Consider the following 17,546-nt stretch of genomic DNA (forward strand, 5'->3'; position numbering starts at 1 on the left):
TGGATCAGGAGTTCTGGTCTGCTGGAGACCAGAACTCCTGATCGACGAAGGGTTCAGGCGAGGGCGAGCGCCTCCACCTGGGCGCGCACGGCGCGGTTGACGGACGACACGATGGCCTTCAGGGAGGCCGTGGCGATGTCGGCGTCGATCCCGACCCCCCACAGCCGCACCCCGTTGACCTCGAGGTCGACGTACGCCGCCGCCTTGGCGTCGCCGCCCGCGCTGAGCGCGTGCTCGACGTAGTCGTAGAGCGAGATGCGGAAGCCCTGGTCGCCCATGACCCGGAGGAACGCGTCGATCGGGCCGTTGCCGCGCGCGGTCACGTCCTGCACCTCGTCGTCGATGCGGAGGCGCACGCCGAGGTCCACCTCCCCGTCGAGCTCGCTCGAGGTGCGGGTCCGCAGCACCTCGAACCGGCCCCACTTCGCCGCGGGATCCGGGTGCGGGAGGTACTCGTCCTGGAACGCGGTCCAGATCTCGTCGCTCGTGACCTCGCCGCCCTCGGCGTCGGTCTTCGCCTGCACCACGCCGGAGAACTCGATCTGCAGCTTGCGCGGCAGGTCGAGGGCGTGATCGGTCTTCAGCAGGTAGGCGACACCACCCTTGCCCGACTGCGAGTTGACCCGGATCACCGCCTCGTAGCTGCGGCCGAGGTCCTTCGGGTCCACCGGCAGGTACGGCACGGCCCACTCGAGCTCCTCGACCGGCGTGCCGGTGCGCTCCGCGGCCGCCGCCATCGCTTCGAAGCCCTTCTTGATCGCGTCCTGGTGGCTGCCGGAGAACGCCGTGTACACGAGGTCCCCCGCCCACGGGCTGCGCTCGTGGACCCGGAGCTGGTTGCAGTGCTCGGCGGTCGCGCGGATCCGGTCCAGGTCCGAGAAGTCGATCTGCGGGTCGATGCCCTGGGTGAACAGGTTGATGCCGAGCGCGACGATGTCGACGTTGCCGGTGCGCTCGCCGTTGCCGAACAGGCAGCCCTCGATGCGGTCCGCGCCCGCCAGGTAGCCCAGCTCGGCCGCGGCGATCGCCGTGCCGCGGTCGTTGTGCGGGTGGAGGGACAGGATGACGTGCTCGCGGTGGTCGAGGTGGCGGTTCATCCACTCGATCGAGTCGGCGTACACGTTCGGCGTCGCCATCTCGACGGTCGCGGGCAGGTTGATGATGACGTTGCGCTCCGCGGTCGGGACGAACACCTCCATCACCCGGTTGCAGACCTCCGCCGCGAACTCGAGCTCGGTGCCCGTGTAGGACTCGGGCGAGTACTCGTAGTAGACGGTCGTGCCCGGCACCGTCGCCTCGTACCGCTTGCAGAGCTTCGCGCCCTCCACGGCGATGTCGATGATCCCCTGCCGGTCGGTGCGGAACACCACGTCGCGCTGCAGGACCGAGGTCGAGTTGTACAGGTGGACGATCGCCTGCTTCGCGCCGGCGATCGACTCGTACGTCCGCGCGATCAGGTGCTCGCGCGCCTGGGTCAGCACCTGGATGGTGACGTCGTCGGGGATCGCCCCCTCGTCGATGAGGCTGCGGACGAAGTCGAAGTCGGTCTGGCTCGCGGAGGGGAAGCCGACCTCGATCTCCTTGTAGCCCATCCGCACGAGCAGGTCGAACATGATGCGCTTGCGCTCGGGGCTCATCGGGTCGATGAGCGCCTGGTTGCCGTCCCGGAGGTCGACGGCGCACCAGCGCGGCGCGGTGGTGATGCGATTGCCCGGCCAGGTGCGGTCGGGCAGGTCGACCCGGAACTGGTCCAGGTACGGGCGGTACCGATGCGTCGGCATCGGGGACGGCTGCTGCCGGTTCTGCATGAGAGCGATTCCTTCGACTCGTCGGGTCCGGCCAACGCGAGGACTCCGCGACGAGGAGGGCCTGGAGTGTTAGGCCTCGTCGCGGCAGCGAAGGAGGAGGAGCGCCGTCAGCACGTCGGCCACGGTACCACTCGCGCCCGCGGGCCGGGTCAGCGCTGCGTCGCCCGGGCGGCCCTCCGCTCGTCCGGCACCTCGGGACGGAGCGCCCCGAGCACCCGACCGAACCCGGCCAGGCCGATGTCGGGCAGATAGGCGCGGGCCACGGCGACGCCGATCGCAGGCAGGGCGACGGCGTCCGGGTACGCGAGCACCTGGGGCCGGTGCTCCGGCTTGAACTTCTCCTTGTACGCGGCGAGGGACGCGAAGCCGTATGCCGGCTCGAGCAGGTTCGCCATGCCGCCGAGGAGCCGCTGGAGGCGGTCGTCCTGATCGGCGCCGACGCCCGCGAGCGGCGCGACGGAGAGGCTGACGAAGCGCAGTCCGCGCTGCTGGGCGATGCCGACGACGGAGGCGATCACGAACTCCATGACCCCGTTCATCGAGTCGGGACGACGGCGCATGAAGTCGAGCGTCAGCCCGGCGGGCTCACCCTCCTCCCACGTGGGGAGCCAGGAGGTCACCGCCTCCACCCGGTCGCCGGGGCCGACCGCGAGCATGAGGTGCACGTCCGGGTCGGTGAGCTCCTCGATGCCGCCGAGGGTGAAGCCGAGCTCCGGCAGCCGCTTCTCGGCGACCCACTCCTCGCTGATCGCCTCCACCTGCGTGCGCTGCCCGATCGGCAGCGACGACCAGTCCGTCCACACCGACCGGATCCCGGCCCGGTCGGCCCGGTTGAACGAGGACCGCACGTCCTGCCAGTGCTTGCCCTTCATCGTGAACGCCGCGGGATCGATGACCGTGTCCTCGCCGACCTCGACCGTGGCCCAGGCCGCGCCGCTCCCGCCGAGCGCGTCAGCGAAGTCGGGGCCGACCGAGTAGAACGCGGGGATGAGCCCCCGGTCGTCGCAGTCGACGGCGAACGCCCTCGCCGCCTCCTCGCGCCCGTCCGCCGGGCCTGCCGGCTCGCCCACGGTGAGGGCGACGCCGGAGCCCTCGCGATAGGCGATCGCGTGCCGCCCGTCGGCGCTGAACCAGGTGCGGTTGCCGGGCCAGGTGGTCATCCAGGAGAGCGAGCCGCCCGCGCCGCCGCGGAGGACGGCGCGCAGCCGCGTCCCGGCCGCCACCCCGGTCGTCCGACGCACGCTGCCGGTGAGCGCGACCGCGACCAGCAGGAGGGCGAGCCAGGGCAGCACGCCGACCCATCCGTCGAGGATCCGCGCGGCGGGCCCGATCGGCACGAAGTCGATGCGGCGGAAGCGGAGGAACCCGACGGGCACGAAGCGCTGCGGGAGCTCGACGAGCAGATCGGCCGGCGTCGGCGCGGGGCTGAACTGGCCGCGCAGCAGCACCCCGACCCCGACGAAGAGCGCTCCCGCGGCGACGACGGCGGCCCCGAGCACGGTCGCGGCGAGCACGAGGACGCGGCGCTCCGGCAGCACCGGGCAGTGCCGCCGCAGCAGCACCGCCGCGACCGCGATCGAGAGGGGAACGAGCACCGCGAGCGCGGACTGGACGGTCACCTGGCCGCGGAGGTCCTGGATCTGATCCGCGTCGCCGAGGACCGGGTACAGGCCGTAGTAGACGGCGCCGAGCAGCGCCAGGAGGCCGTTGACCCCCGCTGCGAGCCAGATGCCGACCTGTCGCCCGTGCTGGATCGCGAACGCGGCGACGAGCAGGACGAGCAGCGGCAGGACGGGCAGCAGCAGCGCGCCGGGCCCGTTCAGGTGCGCGAGCTGATCCCCTCTGAGGCACTGCGCGGTCCCGATCACGTCGGCGCACGAGCGGATGCGGCCCTGGGGCGGGAGCGTGTCGCGGAAGAGCCGGCCGAGCGGACGCAGCAGCCCGTACCCGCGCGGCTGCAGCACCGCGACGACCGGCCCGAGCGCGGCGACCGCGACGACCGCCGCGAGGAGTCCTCTGGTCTCGTGGTGGGAGCTGCGGAGGAACTCGATGCGCGCTCGCCGCCTGGTGAGCAGCAGGCCGAGCAGGAGGCCCACGACGGCACCGGCGAGGTGGTCCAGGTCCTCCGGCTGCCCGGAGTACAGGAGCAGCACGAGGAGGGCGGCGAGTCCGACGACGCGGATGCGGCGCCGCCACAGCGGGCCCATGAACGCGCTCGTGACGAGGAGCACGCCCAGCACCGGGGTCTCCGGGTGCAGCACGAGCAGGGTCGCGGGCGGCGTCGTCCAGAACCCGTGGGCGAGCAGGCCGGCGCCCTGCAGCACCGTGCCGGCGGCACCCCCGAGCACCGCGGTCGCGATCCACGCGAGCAGGACCCGGCCGTGCCCGATGAGGCGCTCGCAGGCCCCCACGACGAGCACGATGGCGGCGAGCGCGAGCAGCAGCTCGGGGCCGCTCCCCGCGAGCAGGACGCTCGTCACGAGCGTCTGCACGCGACCGTGCACGAGCCCGTCGACGCCGAGCCCGAGCTGCGCCCGGACCGCGGGCCCCGGGCCGCGCAGCGCCGAACCGGTGGTCACCGCGGCCACCAGGGTGACCACCGCGAGCGTCAGGGCGACGGCGCGGTCCCGTACCCAACCGCTCACGGCAGCTTCCACCAGGACACGAGCTGCTGCAGCCCGAAGTCGAGCCCGGCGGCGCCCGTGTTCCAGTTGTGCGCGAGATCCGGCAGCACGCGGTAGGAGACCCGCATGCCGACCTCGCGCGAGACCACGGCGAGGTCGCCGGCGTCCTTGCCGTAGCGGGTGTCGAGCGCGCCGACGCTGTAGACCGCGCGGGTCGCCCGGTAGTGCTTGACCTTGCGCATCACCGTGATCGGGAGCGCCGCCTCGTAGGCGGCCCGGTTGCCCTTGAACGCGACCTTGATCGTGTGCGCCACCGACTTGTTCAGCGGCCCGAGCTCGGGCGACACGGCGACGAACGAGCTGAAGACGGCGGGGGCCTCGGTCGCGAACTGCACGGCGCAGGTCGCGCCCTCCGAGAAGCCCGCGACCGACCACTCCGTGCGCGACGGCGAGACCGGCAGGTTGCGCAGCACCCAGTCGCGCACGTCGACGAGCACGTAGGTCTTGACCTGCCCGAGCGGCGAGTTGAGGCACATCGGGTTGGCGTCGTACGACCCGAGCTGGTCGGGCACGACGACGATCGGCGCGATGCCCTTGTGCTTGGCTGCCAGCGCGTCGAGCCGGGCCTGCATGTTCCCGGCCAGGAAGACGTCCGAAGGACCTCCGGGCTGCCCGGGGAACGCGATCATGACCGGGAGTCGGGGCGGGTTCTTCACCCGCGCGGCCGGCGGCAGGTAGATCCACGCATCCCGGGCCTGGAACTTCGAGACCGTGCCGGGGATCCGCGCGGTGCTGACGATGCCGCTCGACGGCATGTCCGCAGGCGGGCGCCAGTTCGCGAGGGACCGCCGATCGCCGTGCACCGGGTCGAGCGCGAGCGAGCCGACACCGGTCACCCCGTACACGTCGCCGAGCTTCGGGTAGTAGGCGACGTCCCGGTTGATCATCAGACCCGCGGAGGCGGCGAACACGAGCACGCCGACGACGGCGAGCACCTTCCGCCACCAGCGGCTGCGGACCAGGTTCCCGACGGTGATGCCGATCCCGGCGCCGCCCGCGGTCGCGGCTCCCCGGATGACATCGGAGGCGGGGGCACCGAAGACGTCCTGCACGTCGACGACCCAGTACACGAGCAGCCAGCCGGCGAGGGCACCGATCCCGGCGAGCAGCCCGAGCCGCCCCAGCCGGTAGCGCATCCGCCCGCGCCACCCGATCACGGGCGTCGCGAGCACGATCAGCAGGACCGCGGCGAGGAGGTAGACGGGCAGGAGGACCCGGGTCGCCTCGATCGGCAGATCGTTGAACCAGTTCTGCACCGCGCGCAGCTCCTTCTCATCGGGGACGGGCCAGCCCGACGGAGGGCCACGGAACGCTATCCGGGCCCGACCGTGCGAACGCGGCGGCGCGCGCAGGCCGGTCAGGTGGCGTGCACGCAGGTGCGAACGCCGCCGTCGGCGAGCAGGTCAACCGCGACCCGAGACGGCGCCGGCTCCCCGGTCGCGGGCGGGAGGAGCGGCGGCCGGCTCGCTCTCGGCCCGGATCGCGCCGATCGCGCGGGCGAGCGCCCGCAGCGATCGATCGGGCAGGTAGGCCATCGCGATCGCGAGCGAGATGGCGGGCAGCGCGACCGCGTCCGGGAACACGAGCAGCTGCGGCCGGTGCACGGGCTTGAACTTCTCCTTGTACGCCGCGAGGGACGCGAACCCGTACGCGGGCTCCAGCATCCGCGCGACGCCGCCGAGCATCCGCTGCACGGGCTCGTCCCCGCCGGCCCCGGAGAGCGGCGCGACCGAGAGGCTCACGAAGGAGAGGCCCTGCTCCCGCGCGAGACCGACCACCGACGCGATGATGAACTCCATCACGCCGTTCATCGAGCCGGCGCGTCTGCGCATCACATCGAGGGTCAGGCCGACGGGACGGCCGTCCCGCCACGTGGGGAGCCAGGAGGTGAACGCCTCGACCCGGTCCTCCGGACCGACCGCGAGCATCAGGCGCACGTCGCGGTCGCGGAGCTCCGGCAGCGCACCCAGGGTGAACCCGAGCTCGGGCAGGCGCCGGTCGGCCACCCACTCCTCGCTGATCGCCTCGATCTGACGCCGCTGCCCGAGCGGCAGGGAGGCCCAGTCGGTCCACTCGGCCCGGATCCCGGCCCGCTCCGCGCGGTTGAACGACGACCGGATGTCCTGCCAGTGCTTGCCGCGCAGCGTGAACGCCTCGGGATCGATCAGGGTGTCGTCGCCGACCTCGAGCGACGACCACGCCATGCCGGTTTCGCGGAGGCCGCGGAGGAACGCGGGATCGACGGTGTAGAACGCGGGCACCAGCCCGCGGTCGCCGCAGTGCAGCGCGAACTCGTGCGCTGCGGCCGCGGTCCCCTCCCGGTCCCCGACCGGCGCGCCGAGGGTGAGCGCGACGCCCGCGCCCTGCCGGTAGGCGATCGCATGGCGGCCGTCCTGGCTGAACCAGGTCCGGTTGCCGCTCCAGGTCGTCATCCATGCGACCGAGCCCATCGAGCCGACCCGGAGGAGCTCGCGCAGGCGCGCCTGCTCGCGACCCGTCACCGGGCTCCCCGCCCTCGTCGCGAGGGCGACGGTCACGGCGAGCACGGCGGCCCAGGACCCGGCACCGACCCAGCCCTGCAGCAGCGCCGCGAGCGGCCCGATCGGCAGCAGGCCGCCGCCGCCGTGCAGGAAGCCGACGGGCACGAACCGCTCGGGCAGGGTCCGCAGGAGCACGAGGACGTTCGCGCGCGGGAAGAACTGGGCCGGCACCAGCGCCCCGACGATGAGGTCCGTCGCGACGAGCGCGGCCGTGACGCCCACGACGGCGCCGACGCCGACCTTGAACGCGCGACGCGACGGCAGCACCGGGCAGTTGCGGCGCAGCACGAAGGCCGCGACGGCGACCCCGAGCGGCACGAGGACCGCGAGCGCCGACTGCAGGGTGAGGTCGCCGCGCATCTGCACGAGGCGATCGGGATCGCGGAGCGCCGGGAGCAGGCCGTAGTAGACGGCGCCGAGCGCGGCGAGCAGGCCGTTCACGGCGACCGCGAGCCAGGCGCCGATCCGGCGCCCGCGCTCGATCGCCACCGCCGCGACGAGCAGCACGACGAGCGGCAGCAGCGCGAGCGCGACCGTGCCCGACCACTGGAGCGGGGCCACCGTGGCGGCGCGCGCGCACAGGGCCTCCGGGAAGCGGAGCTCGCAGCGGTCGAGGACGATGTCGCCGATGGGGAGCGGATCCTGGAACAGCCGCCCGAGCGGCCGGAGCAGGCCGTAGCCGGCGGGCTGCACGACGGCGATGAGCGGGCCGACCGCGCCGATGACGACGACCGTCGCCAGCAGCGCCCTGGTCTCCTGGTGGGACGTGCGGGGCACCTCGAGCCGCGGCAGCCGCCTGCCGAACGCGACGCCGAGCGCGAGCCCGCTCAGCGCCCCGAGGAGGTGGTAGAGGTCCTCGGGCTGGCCCGAGTAGAGCAGCAGGACGATCAGGGCCGCGAGCACGCCGAAGCGGATCCGCCGCCGCCAGAGCGGACCGCTGAACGCGGTGGCCGCGAGCAGCACCCCGAGCACCGGCGTCTCCGGGTGGAAGACGCGCAGCGTCAGCGGCGGGGTGGTCCAGACCCCGCGCGCGAGCAGACCCGCCTCCTGCAGCGCCGTGCCGACCAGGCCACCGGCCACGGCCGTGGCGAGCCACGCGACGAGCGTGCGGCCGTGGCCGAGCACCCGCTCGGCCGTCCCGACCACCAGGACCAGCGTCGCGAGGACGAGCAGGAGCTCGGCGAGCCCCTGAGCGACGAGGACGCTGGTGACGAGCGGTGCGACGCGGCCGTGCGCCCACAGCCCGTCCGGCCCGAGCCCGGCCGCGGCCCGGACGGCCGCGCTCGGGCCGATCAGGGCGGAGCCGCTCGCGACGGTCGCGAGCAGCGTGACGATCGCGAGCGATACGGCCACCGGGCGGGCCCGGAGGAAGCGGCCCGTGGCGGCCGCCATCGCCCCGGCTCGACCGATCCCGCGGCGCCCGCCCCGGTCCGGAGCGTCGCCGGTGCTCACGGCAGGCGCCACCAGGACGCGAGGACCTGCAGGCCGTAGTCGAGGCCGGCGGCGCCGGTGTTCCAGTTGTGCGCGAGGTTCGGCAGGACCCGGTAGGAGACGTGCATGCCGACCGCGCGGGACGCCGCAGCGAGCGTGCCCGCGTCCTTCCCGTACCGACGGTCGTTCTGCCCGACGCTGTAGGCGATCGCGGTGGCCGGATAGCGCTTCGTGCGGTGCATGACCGCCACGGGCATCGAGGCGAGGTAGCGCTTCCTGCTCCCTCCGAAGCCGACCGCGATCGTGTGCGCGACCGAGCCGTTGAGGGGACCGACCTCCGGGGACACGGCGATCGCCGAGCCGAAGATCGCCGGATCGGCGCTCACGAACTGCACGGCGCAGGTCGCCCCCTCCGAGAAGCCCGCTACGGTCCACGCCCGCCGGTCCGTCGAAGCGGGCAGGTGCTGGAGGATCCAGTCGCGCACGTCGACCGTGACGTACGTGGCGACGTTCCCGAGCTTGGAGTTCACGCACATCGGGTTCTTCGTCGAGGCGCCGAGCTGATCTGGCACGACGACGATCGGCGCCACCCCGCGGTGCTTCGCGGCGAGGGCGTCGAGCCGCTGCTGCATGTTCCCCGCGAGGAACACGTCGGACGGTCCACCCGGCTCTCCGGAGAACGCGACGACCACGGGCAGCTTCGGCGGGTGCTTCACCTGCGCGGCCGGCGGGAGGTAGATCCACGCCGGTCGGGCGTGCCACCCCGACACGGTGCCGGGGATGTCCGCCGTCCCGAGCGTGCCCTGCTTCGGCATCCCGGCGGGCGGCAGCCACGAGCTGAGCGATCGCCCGGCGACGCTCCCCTGGCTCAGCGCCAGGTTCTTCACCCCGGTGATGCCGAACACGTCCCCGAAGCGCGGGTAGTACGCCACGTCCCGGTTGATCATGAGCCCGGCGCCCGCGATGAGCGCCGGGACGGCGAGCACCGCGATCACCTTGCGCCACCACCTGGTGCCGAACAGGTTGACCACGGCGAGCCCCAGCCCCGCACCGGCGGCGGTCGCCGCCCCGCGGATCACGTCCGAGGCGGGCGCACCGAACAGGTCCTGGACGTCCACGGTCCACCAGACCGCGAGCCAGCCGACGAGCGCACCGATGCCGCTCGCGAGGGCCATGACGCCGATCCGCGTGCGCAGCCGCCAGGCCGTGCCGATGCGCGGCACCAGGAGGACGACCAGCAGGGCCGCGGCGACGAGGTACACCGGGACGAGCACCGCTTGCTGCTCGATCGGCATCGCGCTGAGCCAGGTCGGCATGCTCGGTCTTCCTCTCCTCCCGCCGCTTGCGGCGTCGTCCAATGGTGCGGGCGATCCGCGCCGCCCGGTGTGCGCGAACCGCAACGATCTCGCATCGCGGTCCGCACCCTGCGTACCCGTTCGGCGCCGGCTCGGGACCGGCCTCAGCCGCCGTGCCAGTGCACCACGAGCTGCACCCGGTCGCGGAGCCCCAGCTTCGCGAGCACACGCGACACATGGGTCTTCACGGTCGCCTCGCTGACGTACTCGTGCGCCGCGATCTCGGCGTTGCTGAGGCCGCGCCCGGCGAGATCGTAGATCTCCCGCTCGCGAGGGCTCAGGACGGTCAGCGCGTCGTCGCGATGGGGCCGCCCGGTGCCGAACGTCTCGAGGAGGTGCCCGATCGCGGCCGGCGCGATGACCGCGGCGCCCGCGTGCACCGTGCGGACCGCCGCGAGCAGGAACTCCGGTCTCGCGTCCTTCAGCACGAACCCGGAGGCGCCCGCGCGGAGGGCGCGGGCCGCCCCCTCGTCGAGATCGAACGTGGTGAGCACGAGGACCTTCGGGCGCGCGCCCCGGGCGGCCAGGTGCTCGGTCGCGGTGACGCCGTCCATCCCCGGCATCCGCACGTCCATGAGCACCACGTCGGGATCGGTGCGCGCCACCTCGGCGAGCGCGGCCTGGCCGTCCGCCGCCTCCCCGACCACGTCGAGGTCCGGCTGGGAGTCGAGCAGCATCCGGAGGCCGGACCGGAACAGCGCCTGGTCGTCGACGACGACGATCCGGATCGGCGCCTCAGGCACGGTGCACGGTCAGCGGCGCGAACAGCTCGGCGAGCGAGTCGGTCCTCGTCGTGGCGTCGGGGGCCGGTTCGGAGCCGGTGCCCCTCACGACGGGGAGCGCGACCCGGACGCGGTACCGGCCGTTGCTGCCGATCCCCGCCGAGCAGTCGCCGTCGGCGTCCGCGGCGCGCTCGAGCATGCCGGTCACCCCGTGCCCGGCGCGCTCGCTCGCCGGCACCGCGTCCATCGGGACCGCGTTCGTGACGACCAGCACCACCTCCCGTGCTCCCCAGTCGAGCTCGAACCCGACCGGCTCGCTCCGGTCGCCGTGCCGCATCGCGTTCGTCAGCGCCTCCTGCGCGATCCGGTACAGCGCGAGCCCGCTCCGCTCGTCGAGCCGTCCGGGCTCGCCGAACGTCGCGTCCTCCACGTGCACGTCGAGCGCCCTGATCCCCTCCACGAGCCCCGCGAGGTCGTCCGGGCCCGGGATGACCGCGCCCTCCCCGCTGGTGCGGAGGTCGTGCAGCATCGTGCGGACCTCGCCGAGCGCCCGCCGGGCGGTGTCCGAGATCGCCTCGAGGGCCGGAGCGACGGACTCGGGGCGCGCCTCCGCCGCGAACCTCGCGCCGTCCGCCTGCGCGATCACGACGGCGAGCGAATGCGCCACCACGTCGTGCACCTCCCGGGCGATGCGGTTCCGCTCCAGCTCGAGCAGGATGTCCCGCTCGGCCGCTTCGCTGCGGGCGGTCGTGACCTCGAGGCGCTCGCGGAGGGCGGTCGACACCCGCGACTGTCGCCACAGCCAGCCGAGCCCGACCGCGACCGCCATGGAGAACGCGGCGAACACGAAGAGGAACTCGGATCCGTAGCCGAACGTCGCGACCAGCACCACCAGCACGTCCGCGGCCGCCAGCCCCGCTCCCGCCCAGCGCAGACGGCGGTCGAACGAGGCCGAGGCGCCGAGGACCGCGAACCAGCCCGTCGACGCGAGGATCAGCGCGCTCCGCCCGGAGGACATCGCGATGATCGGGACGAGCAGGAGGGCGACCGCCGACAGGACCAGCGCTCGAGTCGGACGGACCCGCCACCAGATCACGACGAGCGCAGCCGGCACACCGATGACCACGGCCGGAGCCGCGTTCTGCCCCGCCTCGCCCAGGATCCCGGCGACGTACCAGCTGAACGCGACGACGCACGCGAAGCCGAACCGGACCCGCTCGTCGAGGACGGCGGCCCTGAGCACCTGGGGAACCTGCACGGCGTCAGGCTAGGTCGAGGGAGCGCGGCCGCGCCCGGGATCGGCACCCGAATCATCCTCCGGGATGACCGCGATCAGCCCGGCGGCGCTGCCGTCGGTGCACTTCGGAGCGACCCGGGCCTCCGGGCGCTCGGGGCACGGGTCGGACAGCGGCGCACGAGCGCTGCACGCGGATCGACGCTCGATCCGGACACGCCGGCGGACCCGGCGCTAGAAGGGGCAGTCGTCGAGCTCGTCGAGCAGGTCCGGTGGAACCGGGTCGAACGGGTCGGGCGGCGGGTCCGAGAGGATGCGGCCCCACAGGGTCTCCCAGTCGACGCCGTCGTCCTCGCGGAGGCGCTCGGCCACGAGCCCCGCCGACTTCCCGTTGTGATCGTCTCGGCACAGCGACACGAGGTTCGTCGCCTTCGTGACCCCGAGCTGATGCCATTCCTGCGCGTGGTCGATGTCGCACGAGTGCGCCGGGCGTTCGCAGCCGGGGAACCGGCAGACGTCGTCCCGCAGCTGCACCCACAGGCGCAGATCCGCGGGGGGCGCGTAGGTGGTGCGGTCGAGGTCGAGCCGAACGCCGGTGACCGGGTGGGTCAGGAGGCGGTGGAACGAGGGGGCGGCCGCGGCGAGCCGCCGTGCGGACTCGGGGTCGATCGGACCGTAGCCCTCGAGCCTGGCCGGCTCGTCGGTGTGCCCGAGCAGGCTGAGCACCGGGACGGTCACGACGACCTTCGGCACGACGCCCTTCCGAGCCGGCACGGCCGCGGTGGTGCTGGACGGGTCGGCCGCCGTCTTCGCGCCCTCGAGGATCAGGTCCCGCGCGATGTCGTACTGCAGCTGGCCGAGCGTGCGCGTCTCGTCCTCGGCACCGTGGGCGGCGATGGCGCCGAGCCGGATCGCGCTCTCCATCGCGACGATGTCCACGATCGGCCCGGTGACGGTGAGCGATCCCTCGCCGTCGAGCCCGTGGTCCACTGTCAGCGAGCGGCGCTCGTGCACGGTCTTCGCCACCTCGGCGGCGTCCCCCTTCCGCACATCCGCGCGGATCTTCCGGAGCTTCTTCTTCAGGGACGCGAACGGCGTGGTTCCGACCACACGCGCGGTCCGCTCGTCGAACGCGTCGCGCTGCTCCGCGGTCAGCCCGTCGGTCATCCGGACGGCGAGGTCGACCGCCTGCCAGGACGCGCCCCACGAGACGTACTCGCGCCAGATGCGCGGCAGCGAGATCTGCAGCGTCTCGATCGCGTCGATGCGATGCGACACCTGGCCGGGACGCATCCCCAGCTGCAACGCGGTCTGCCGGAAGAACAGTCGCGCCGCTCGCGAGTCGCGGCGCCCCTCCGCCGCACCGAACCGCACCGCGGCGTCCCGGAGGGAGGTCCGGTACGCGAGCAGCAGGGCGCGCGACTGGCGCACGTGCTGCACCCGGACGCAGGTCTCGATGTCGTCGAGCTCGTCCTGCGTCCACTCGGCGGCGGCCTGCCAGGCCTCCCGGGACTCCTCCGGCGTCGCGTCCTCGACGACCGCGACCTCGCCGTCGGCCAGCGCCCACAGCGGCCGCGGGACCAGATCGCCGCGCTCGTCGAACTCCCATCGCAGTGGACCGAGCCAGCCGGGCCTCGGGTCGGGGACGAGTGCGTCGAGCACTGCCCCACCGTCGAACTCCGGACCTCCGAACACGCCTTCGATACTACCCGAACGACGCGCGTCCCGGGCTGAGAACATGCTGATCGTGGCGGTGTTTCGGCATACCACGGAACGCGGTCGAGAAGTCTCGCACGGGGGTACGACGGCGGTCGGGGACGGGCTCCGAGATGGCCTCGAGGCTCGCTGCGCTCGCACCTCGACCATCGGAATCACTCGACACGACGACCGGCGCAAGGCGCACACCGCCCGCACGTCGCCCACCCGGTGATCGAGGTGCGAGCGCCAGCGAGCCTCGAGATCACCCCGACACCCGCGACAGGCGCGATGGCCTCGAGGCTCGCACCTCGACCATCGGGCGGGGGCGCGGGTCAGAAGCCGAGGCGGCCGAGCTGCTTCGGGTCGCGCTGCCATTCCTTCGCGACCTTCACGTGGAGGGAGAGGAACACCTTCGTGCCGACGAGCGGCTCGATCTGCGCTCGGGCCGCGGAACCGACCTCCTTCAGACGGGCACCCTTCCGGCCGATCATGATGATCCGCTGGCTGTCGCGCTCCACCCAGACGTTGGCGAAGATCCGGGTGAGCCCGTCCTCCTCCTCGATGTCGTCGATCGTGACCGCGAGCGAGTGCGGCAGCTCCTCGCGCGCACCCGCGAGTGCGGCTTCACGGATCAGCTCCGAGACGCGCTGCTCGAGCGTCTCGTCGGTGACCGCCTCCGCGGGGTACAGCGCCGGCCCCTCGGGCATCAGCCGGAGCGCCTCCTGCGCCAGCACGTCGAGCTGGATGCCGTCCTGCGCGGACACCGGGATGATGCTGTCCCACTCCCCCAACCGGCTCACCGCGAGCAGCTGGTCCCCGACCCGGTCCCTCGGCACCGCGTCGATCTTCGTGACGATCGCGATCCGCTTCGCCCTGGGCGCCTCGTCGAGGCGACCGTGGAGGAAGCGGTCGCCTGGACCGATCGGCTCGCCCGCCGGCACGCAGAAGCCGACCACGTCGACGTCGGACAGCGTGGTGGCCACCACGTCGTTGAGCCGCTCGCCGAGCAGGGTCCTCGGTCGATGCATGCCGGGGGTGTCCACCACCACGAGCTGCCCCTCTGGACGGTTGACGATCCCGCGGATCGCGCGCCGCGTCGTCTGCGGCTTCGGCGAGGTGATCGCGACCTTCTCGCCCACCAGGGCGTTCATCAGCGTCGACTTGCCCACGTTCGGACGTCCGACGAAGGTCAGGAACCCCGACCGGAACCCCGCATCGCTCATGCTCCCAGCACCTTCGCGTCCTCCTCCGACTGCTCGTCGTTCGCAGCGATCCGTTCGACGCGCACGCGGCTCAGCCCGCGCCGACGCCCCTCGATGAAATCCGCGGTCAGCCGGAGCCCGTCGACCTCCACCCGGTCGCCGAGCATCGGCAGCCGGTCGAGATGCTTGGTCAGCAGGCCGCCGACGGAGTCGACGTCCTCGTCCTCGATCGCGATGCCGACCAGGTCGGAGAGCTCGTCCAGCTGCATCCGCGCCGGGACGAGCCACGTGCGCTCCCCGAGCTCGACCGCTTCCGGCGCCTCGCGGTCGGACTCGTCGGTGATGTCGCCGACGAGCTCCTCGATCAGGTCCTCGAGCGTGACGAGGCCCGCGATGCCGCCGTACTCGTCGACCACCATCGCGAGATGGTTCGACGCCTGCTGCATCTGCCGCAGGGTCTCGTCGGCCTTCTTCGAGTCGGGCACGAACAGCACCGGCCGCGCCAGCTCGGCGGCCGTCGGCGCCTTCGGTCCCTTCTTCGGGTGCTCGGTGAGCACCCGGGCCACGTCCCGGAGGTGCAGCACGCCGACGATGTCGTCCGCGTCCTTGGCCCGCACCGGCACCCGGGAGAGGGCTCGGTCGAGGAGCAGCCGCATCGCCTTCTCCGGCTTCGCCGTGGCCTCGATCGTCACCATGTCGGTGCGCGGCACCATGACCTCGCGCACCGCGGTGTCGCCCCACTCGAAGATCGAGTGGATCAGCTCGCGGTCGTCCTGCTCGAGCACGTCGAGCTCGGTCGCCTCGTCGACCATGCTGAGCAGCTGCTCCTCCGACGTGAACGTGGAGGCGGCGCGGGCGCGACCGGGCGTCACCCGGTTGCCGAGCCACACGAGCAGGTTGGCGAGCGGCCCGAGGATCACGCGGGACAGGTGCACGAGCGGGGCGGTGACCCGCAGCAGCACCCGAGGGTGGGTCCGACCGACGCTCCTGGGGCTCGCGCCGACCAGCACGAACGACACGCCGGTCATGATCACCGCCGCGATCAGGAGCACGAGCCACGGGTTCGCGACGATCCCCGCGAACGCGAGCGTGACGAGCACCGCGGCGCTCGTCTCCGCGAGCACCCGGAGGAAGTTCACCGCGTTGATGTGCGCCCCGGTGTCGGCGGCGATCGCGAGCAGCGAGACGCGGAACCGGGCGCGGATCGCGGTCTCCTGCAGCTCCGCCCGCGACAGCGTGACCATCGCGGCGTCGCACGCGGCGAGGAGGCCGCCGATCGCGACGAGCACGAGGGCGGCGACGAGGAGGAGGGCGGTCATACCCGCTTCTGCTGCTTCTCCTGCACCGCGAAGCCGACCAGGATGTCGCGCTGCACCCCGAACATCTCGCGCTCGTCCTCGGGCTCGGCGTGATCGAAGCCGAGCAGATGGAGCAGGCCGTGCGCGGTGAGCAGCTTGATCTCGTCGAGGACGGAGTGGCCGGCCGTCTTCGCCTGCGCCTCCGCGACCTGGGGGCACACCACGATGTCGCCGAGCAGGCCCGCGGGGGTCGGTGCGTCGGCGGTGCCCGGCCGCAGCTCGTCCATCGGGGAGCTGAGCACGTCGGTCGGCCCGGGCTCGTCCATCCACTGCACGTGCAGCTGCTCCATCGCCGCCTCGTCGACGAACAGGATGGCGACGTCCGCGTCCGGGTGGACGTGCAGGAGGTCGAGACCGAAGGTCACGAGCCGCTGGATCGCGGCCTCGTCGACGGGGATCCCCGACTCGTTGTTCAGCTCGACGCTCATCGGTGCCGCCCGTCGCCGCGGTCCTGCGCTCGCCGCTCCGCCCGGTTCTGCGGAGGACGGAAGTCCGTGGGAGGACGGGAGGGGCCCGCCTCCGCGCCGTCCCGCTCGATCCGCTCGCTGCGCCGCGCGGCCGCGAGCGCGAGCCGCTCCTCGTCGTACCGGCTGTACGCGTCGACGATGCGGCCGACGAGCGAGTGCCGCACGACGTCCTCGCTGCCGAGCATCGAGAAGTGGATGTCCTCGATGCCCGTCACGATGCGCTGCACGGTGCGGAGGCCGGAGACGTTGCCGGGCAGGTCGACCTGGGTGATGTCGCCCGTGACGACCATCTTCGAGTTGAACCCGAGCCGTGTGAGGAACATCTTCATCTGCTCCGGCGTGGTGTTCTGGGCCTCGTCGAGCACCACGAAGGAGTCGTTGAGCGTGCGGCCGCGCATGTATGCGAGCGGTGCCACCTCGATCGTGGAGGTCGCCATGAGCTTCGGGACGAGCTCCGGATCCATCATCTCGTTCAGCGCGTCGTAGAGCGGGCGGAGGTACGGGTCGATCTTGTCCGTCAGCGTGCCGGGCAGGTACCCGAGCCGCTCGCCCGCCTCCACGGCCGGCCGCGTCAGGATGATGCGGTTGACCTGCTTGCGGGTGAGGGCCTGCACGGCCTTCGCCATCGCGAGGTACGTCTTGCCCGTGCCGGCCGGCCCGATGCCGAAGGTGATCGTGTTGTGGTCGATGGCCTCGACGTAGGCCTTCTGACCGAGCGTCTTCGGGCGGATCGCGCGCCCGCGCGCGGTGAGGATCGCCTGCCCCAGCAGCTCGGAGGGATGCGAGTCGCGGTCGCCCTCGAGGATCCGCGCGGACGAGTCGACGTCGACGGGCGCGAGCTCGTGGCCGTTGCGGACCATCTGCAGGAGCTCCTCGATGAGGCGCTGGGCCGCGGCGACCTGCCCGGGCTCGCCGTCGAGCGTGATCTCGTTGCCGCGCACGAGCACCTCGACCAGCGGGAACTGGTGCTCGATCTGCCCGAGCAACCGGTCCTGCGGGCCGAGGAGGCGCACCATCGCGATGCCGTCCACGGACATCGTGCGCGTC

At 72.8% G+C, this 17,546-nt stretch carries 12 protein-coding genes; all 12 read right to left on the minus strand.

Annotated elements, in window-relative coordinates; translation table 11 throughout:
* Window positions 1-53: 53 nt before the first annotated feature.
* The 12 genes from leuA to ACTHLI_RS05030 all read right to left on the minus strand — a co-directional run bounded on the left by leuA (window position 54) and on the right by ACTHLI_RS05030 (window position 17,536).
* Window positions 54-1,808 (minus strand): 2-isopropylmalate synthase, encoded by a 1,755-nt coding sequence (gene leuA / locus ACTHLI_RS04975; protein WP_440181932.1) that lies wholly within the window; start codon window positions 1,806-1,808, stop codon window positions 54-56.
* 149 nt (window positions 1,809-1,957) lie between these two features.
* Window positions 1,958-4,453 (minus strand): bifunctional lysylphosphatidylglycerol flippase/synthetase MprF, encoded by a 2,496-nt coding sequence (locus ACTHLI_RS04980; protein WP_440181933.1) that lies wholly within the window; start codon window positions 4,451-4,453, stop codon window positions 1,958-1,960.
* Complete coding sequence (locus ACTHLI_RS04985; protein ID WP_440181935.1) at window positions 4,450-5,748, minus strand: alpha/beta hydrolase; 1,299 nt, start codon at window positions 5,746-5,748, stop codon at window positions 4,450-4,452. The genes ACTHLI_RS04980 and ACTHLI_RS04985 overlap by 4 nt, the downstream gene beginning before the upstream one ends.
* A gap of 147 nt (window positions 5,749-5,895) precedes the next feature.
* Window positions 5,896-8,484: a bifunctional lysylphosphatidylglycerol flippase/synthetase MprF gene (locus tag ACTHLI_RS04990; protein WP_440181937.1), complete on the minus strand. Its 2,589-nt coding sequence runs from the start codon at window positions 8,482-8,484 to the stop codon at window positions 5,896-5,898.
* The gene (locus ACTHLI_RS04995; protein WP_440181938.1) at window positions 8,481-9,779 is read right to left on the minus strand and encodes an alpha/beta hydrolase; all 1,299 of its coding nucleotides are present in this window, start codon (window positions 9,777-9,779) and stop codon (window positions 8,481-8,483) included. The genes ACTHLI_RS04990 and ACTHLI_RS04995 overlap by 4 nt, the downstream gene beginning before the upstream one ends.
* Window positions 9,780-9,922: 143 nt before the next feature.
* On the minus strand, window positions 9,923-10,561 hold the full coding sequence (locus ACTHLI_RS05000; RefSeq protein WP_440181940.1) for a response regulator transcription factor: 639 nt from the start codon (window positions 10,559-10,561) through the stop codon (window positions 9,923-9,925).
* Entirely contained in the window at window positions 10,554-11,798 is a 1,245-nt protein-coding gene (locus ACTHLI_RS05005) for a sensor histidine kinase (protein WP_440181941.1), read from the minus strand. Before ACTHLI_RS05005 ends, ACTHLI_RS05000 begins: the two co-directional genes overlap by 8 nt.
* A 210-nt stretch (window positions 11,799-12,008) precedes the next feature.
* Entirely contained in the window at window positions 12,009-13,469 is a 1,461-nt protein-coding gene (locus ACTHLI_RS05010; protein ID WP_440181942.1) for an HNH endonuclease signature motif containing protein, read from the minus strand.
* Between the two features lie 335 nt (window positions 13,470-13,804).
* Entirely contained in the window at window positions 13,805-14,695 is an 891-nt protein-coding gene (gene era, locus ACTHLI_RS05015) for a GTPase Era (RefSeq protein ID WP_440181943.1), read from the minus strand.
* Window positions 14,692-15,993, minus strand: coding sequence for a hemolysin family protein (locus ACTHLI_RS05020; protein WP_440181944.1), 1,302 nt, complete (start codon window positions 15,991-15,993; stop codon window positions 14,692-14,694). Before ACTHLI_RS05020 ends, era begins: the two co-directional genes overlap by 4 nt.
* On the minus strand, window positions 15,990-16,460 hold the full coding sequence (gene ybeY, locus ACTHLI_RS05025; RefSeq protein WP_440181945.1) for an rRNA maturation RNase YbeY: 471 nt from the start codon (window positions 16,458-16,460) through the stop codon (window positions 15,990-15,992). Before ybeY ends, ACTHLI_RS05020 begins: the two co-directional genes overlap by 4 nt.
* Window positions 16,457-17,536, minus strand: coding sequence for a PhoH family protein (locus ACTHLI_RS05030; RefSeq protein WP_440181970.1), 1,080 nt, complete (start codon window positions 17,534-17,536; stop codon window positions 16,457-16,459). Before ACTHLI_RS05030 ends, ybeY begins: the two co-directional genes overlap by 4 nt.
* Between the last annotated feature and the right edge of the window lie 10 nt (window positions 17,537-17,546).

The sequence above is a fragment of the Amnibacterium sp. genome (assembly GCF_051956055.1).
Taxonomy (GTDB): domain Bacteria; phylum Actinomycetota; class Actinomycetes; order Actinomycetales; family Microbacteriaceae; genus Amnibacterium.

Bases quoted from the DNA above. Each gene is read 5' to 3' on its own strand.
- leuA (WP_440181932.1), bottom strand. From the start codon at position 1,808: ATGCAGAACCGGCAGCAGCCGTCCCCGATGCCGACGCATCGGTACCGC.
- ACTHLI_RS04995 (WP_440181938.1), bottom strand. From the start codon at position 9,779: ATGCCGACCTGGCTCAGCGCGATGCCGATCGAGCAGCAAGCGGTGCTC.
- era (WP_440181943.1), bottom strand. From the start codon at position 14,695: ATGAGCGATGCGGGGTTCCGGTCGGGGTTCCTGACCTTCGTCGGACGT.
- ACTHLI_RS05020 (WP_440181944.1), bottom strand. From the start codon at position 15,993: ATGACCGCCCTCCTCCTCGTCGCCGCCCTCGTGCTCGTCGCGATCGGC.
- ybeY (WP_440181945.1), bottom strand. From the start codon at position 16,460: ATGAGCGTCGAGCTGAACAACGAGTCGGGGATCCCCGTCGACGAGGCC.
- ACTHLI_RS05030 (WP_440181970.1), bottom strand. From the start codon at position 17,536: ATGTCCGTGGACGGCATCGCGATGGTGCGCCTCCTCGGCCCGCAGGAC.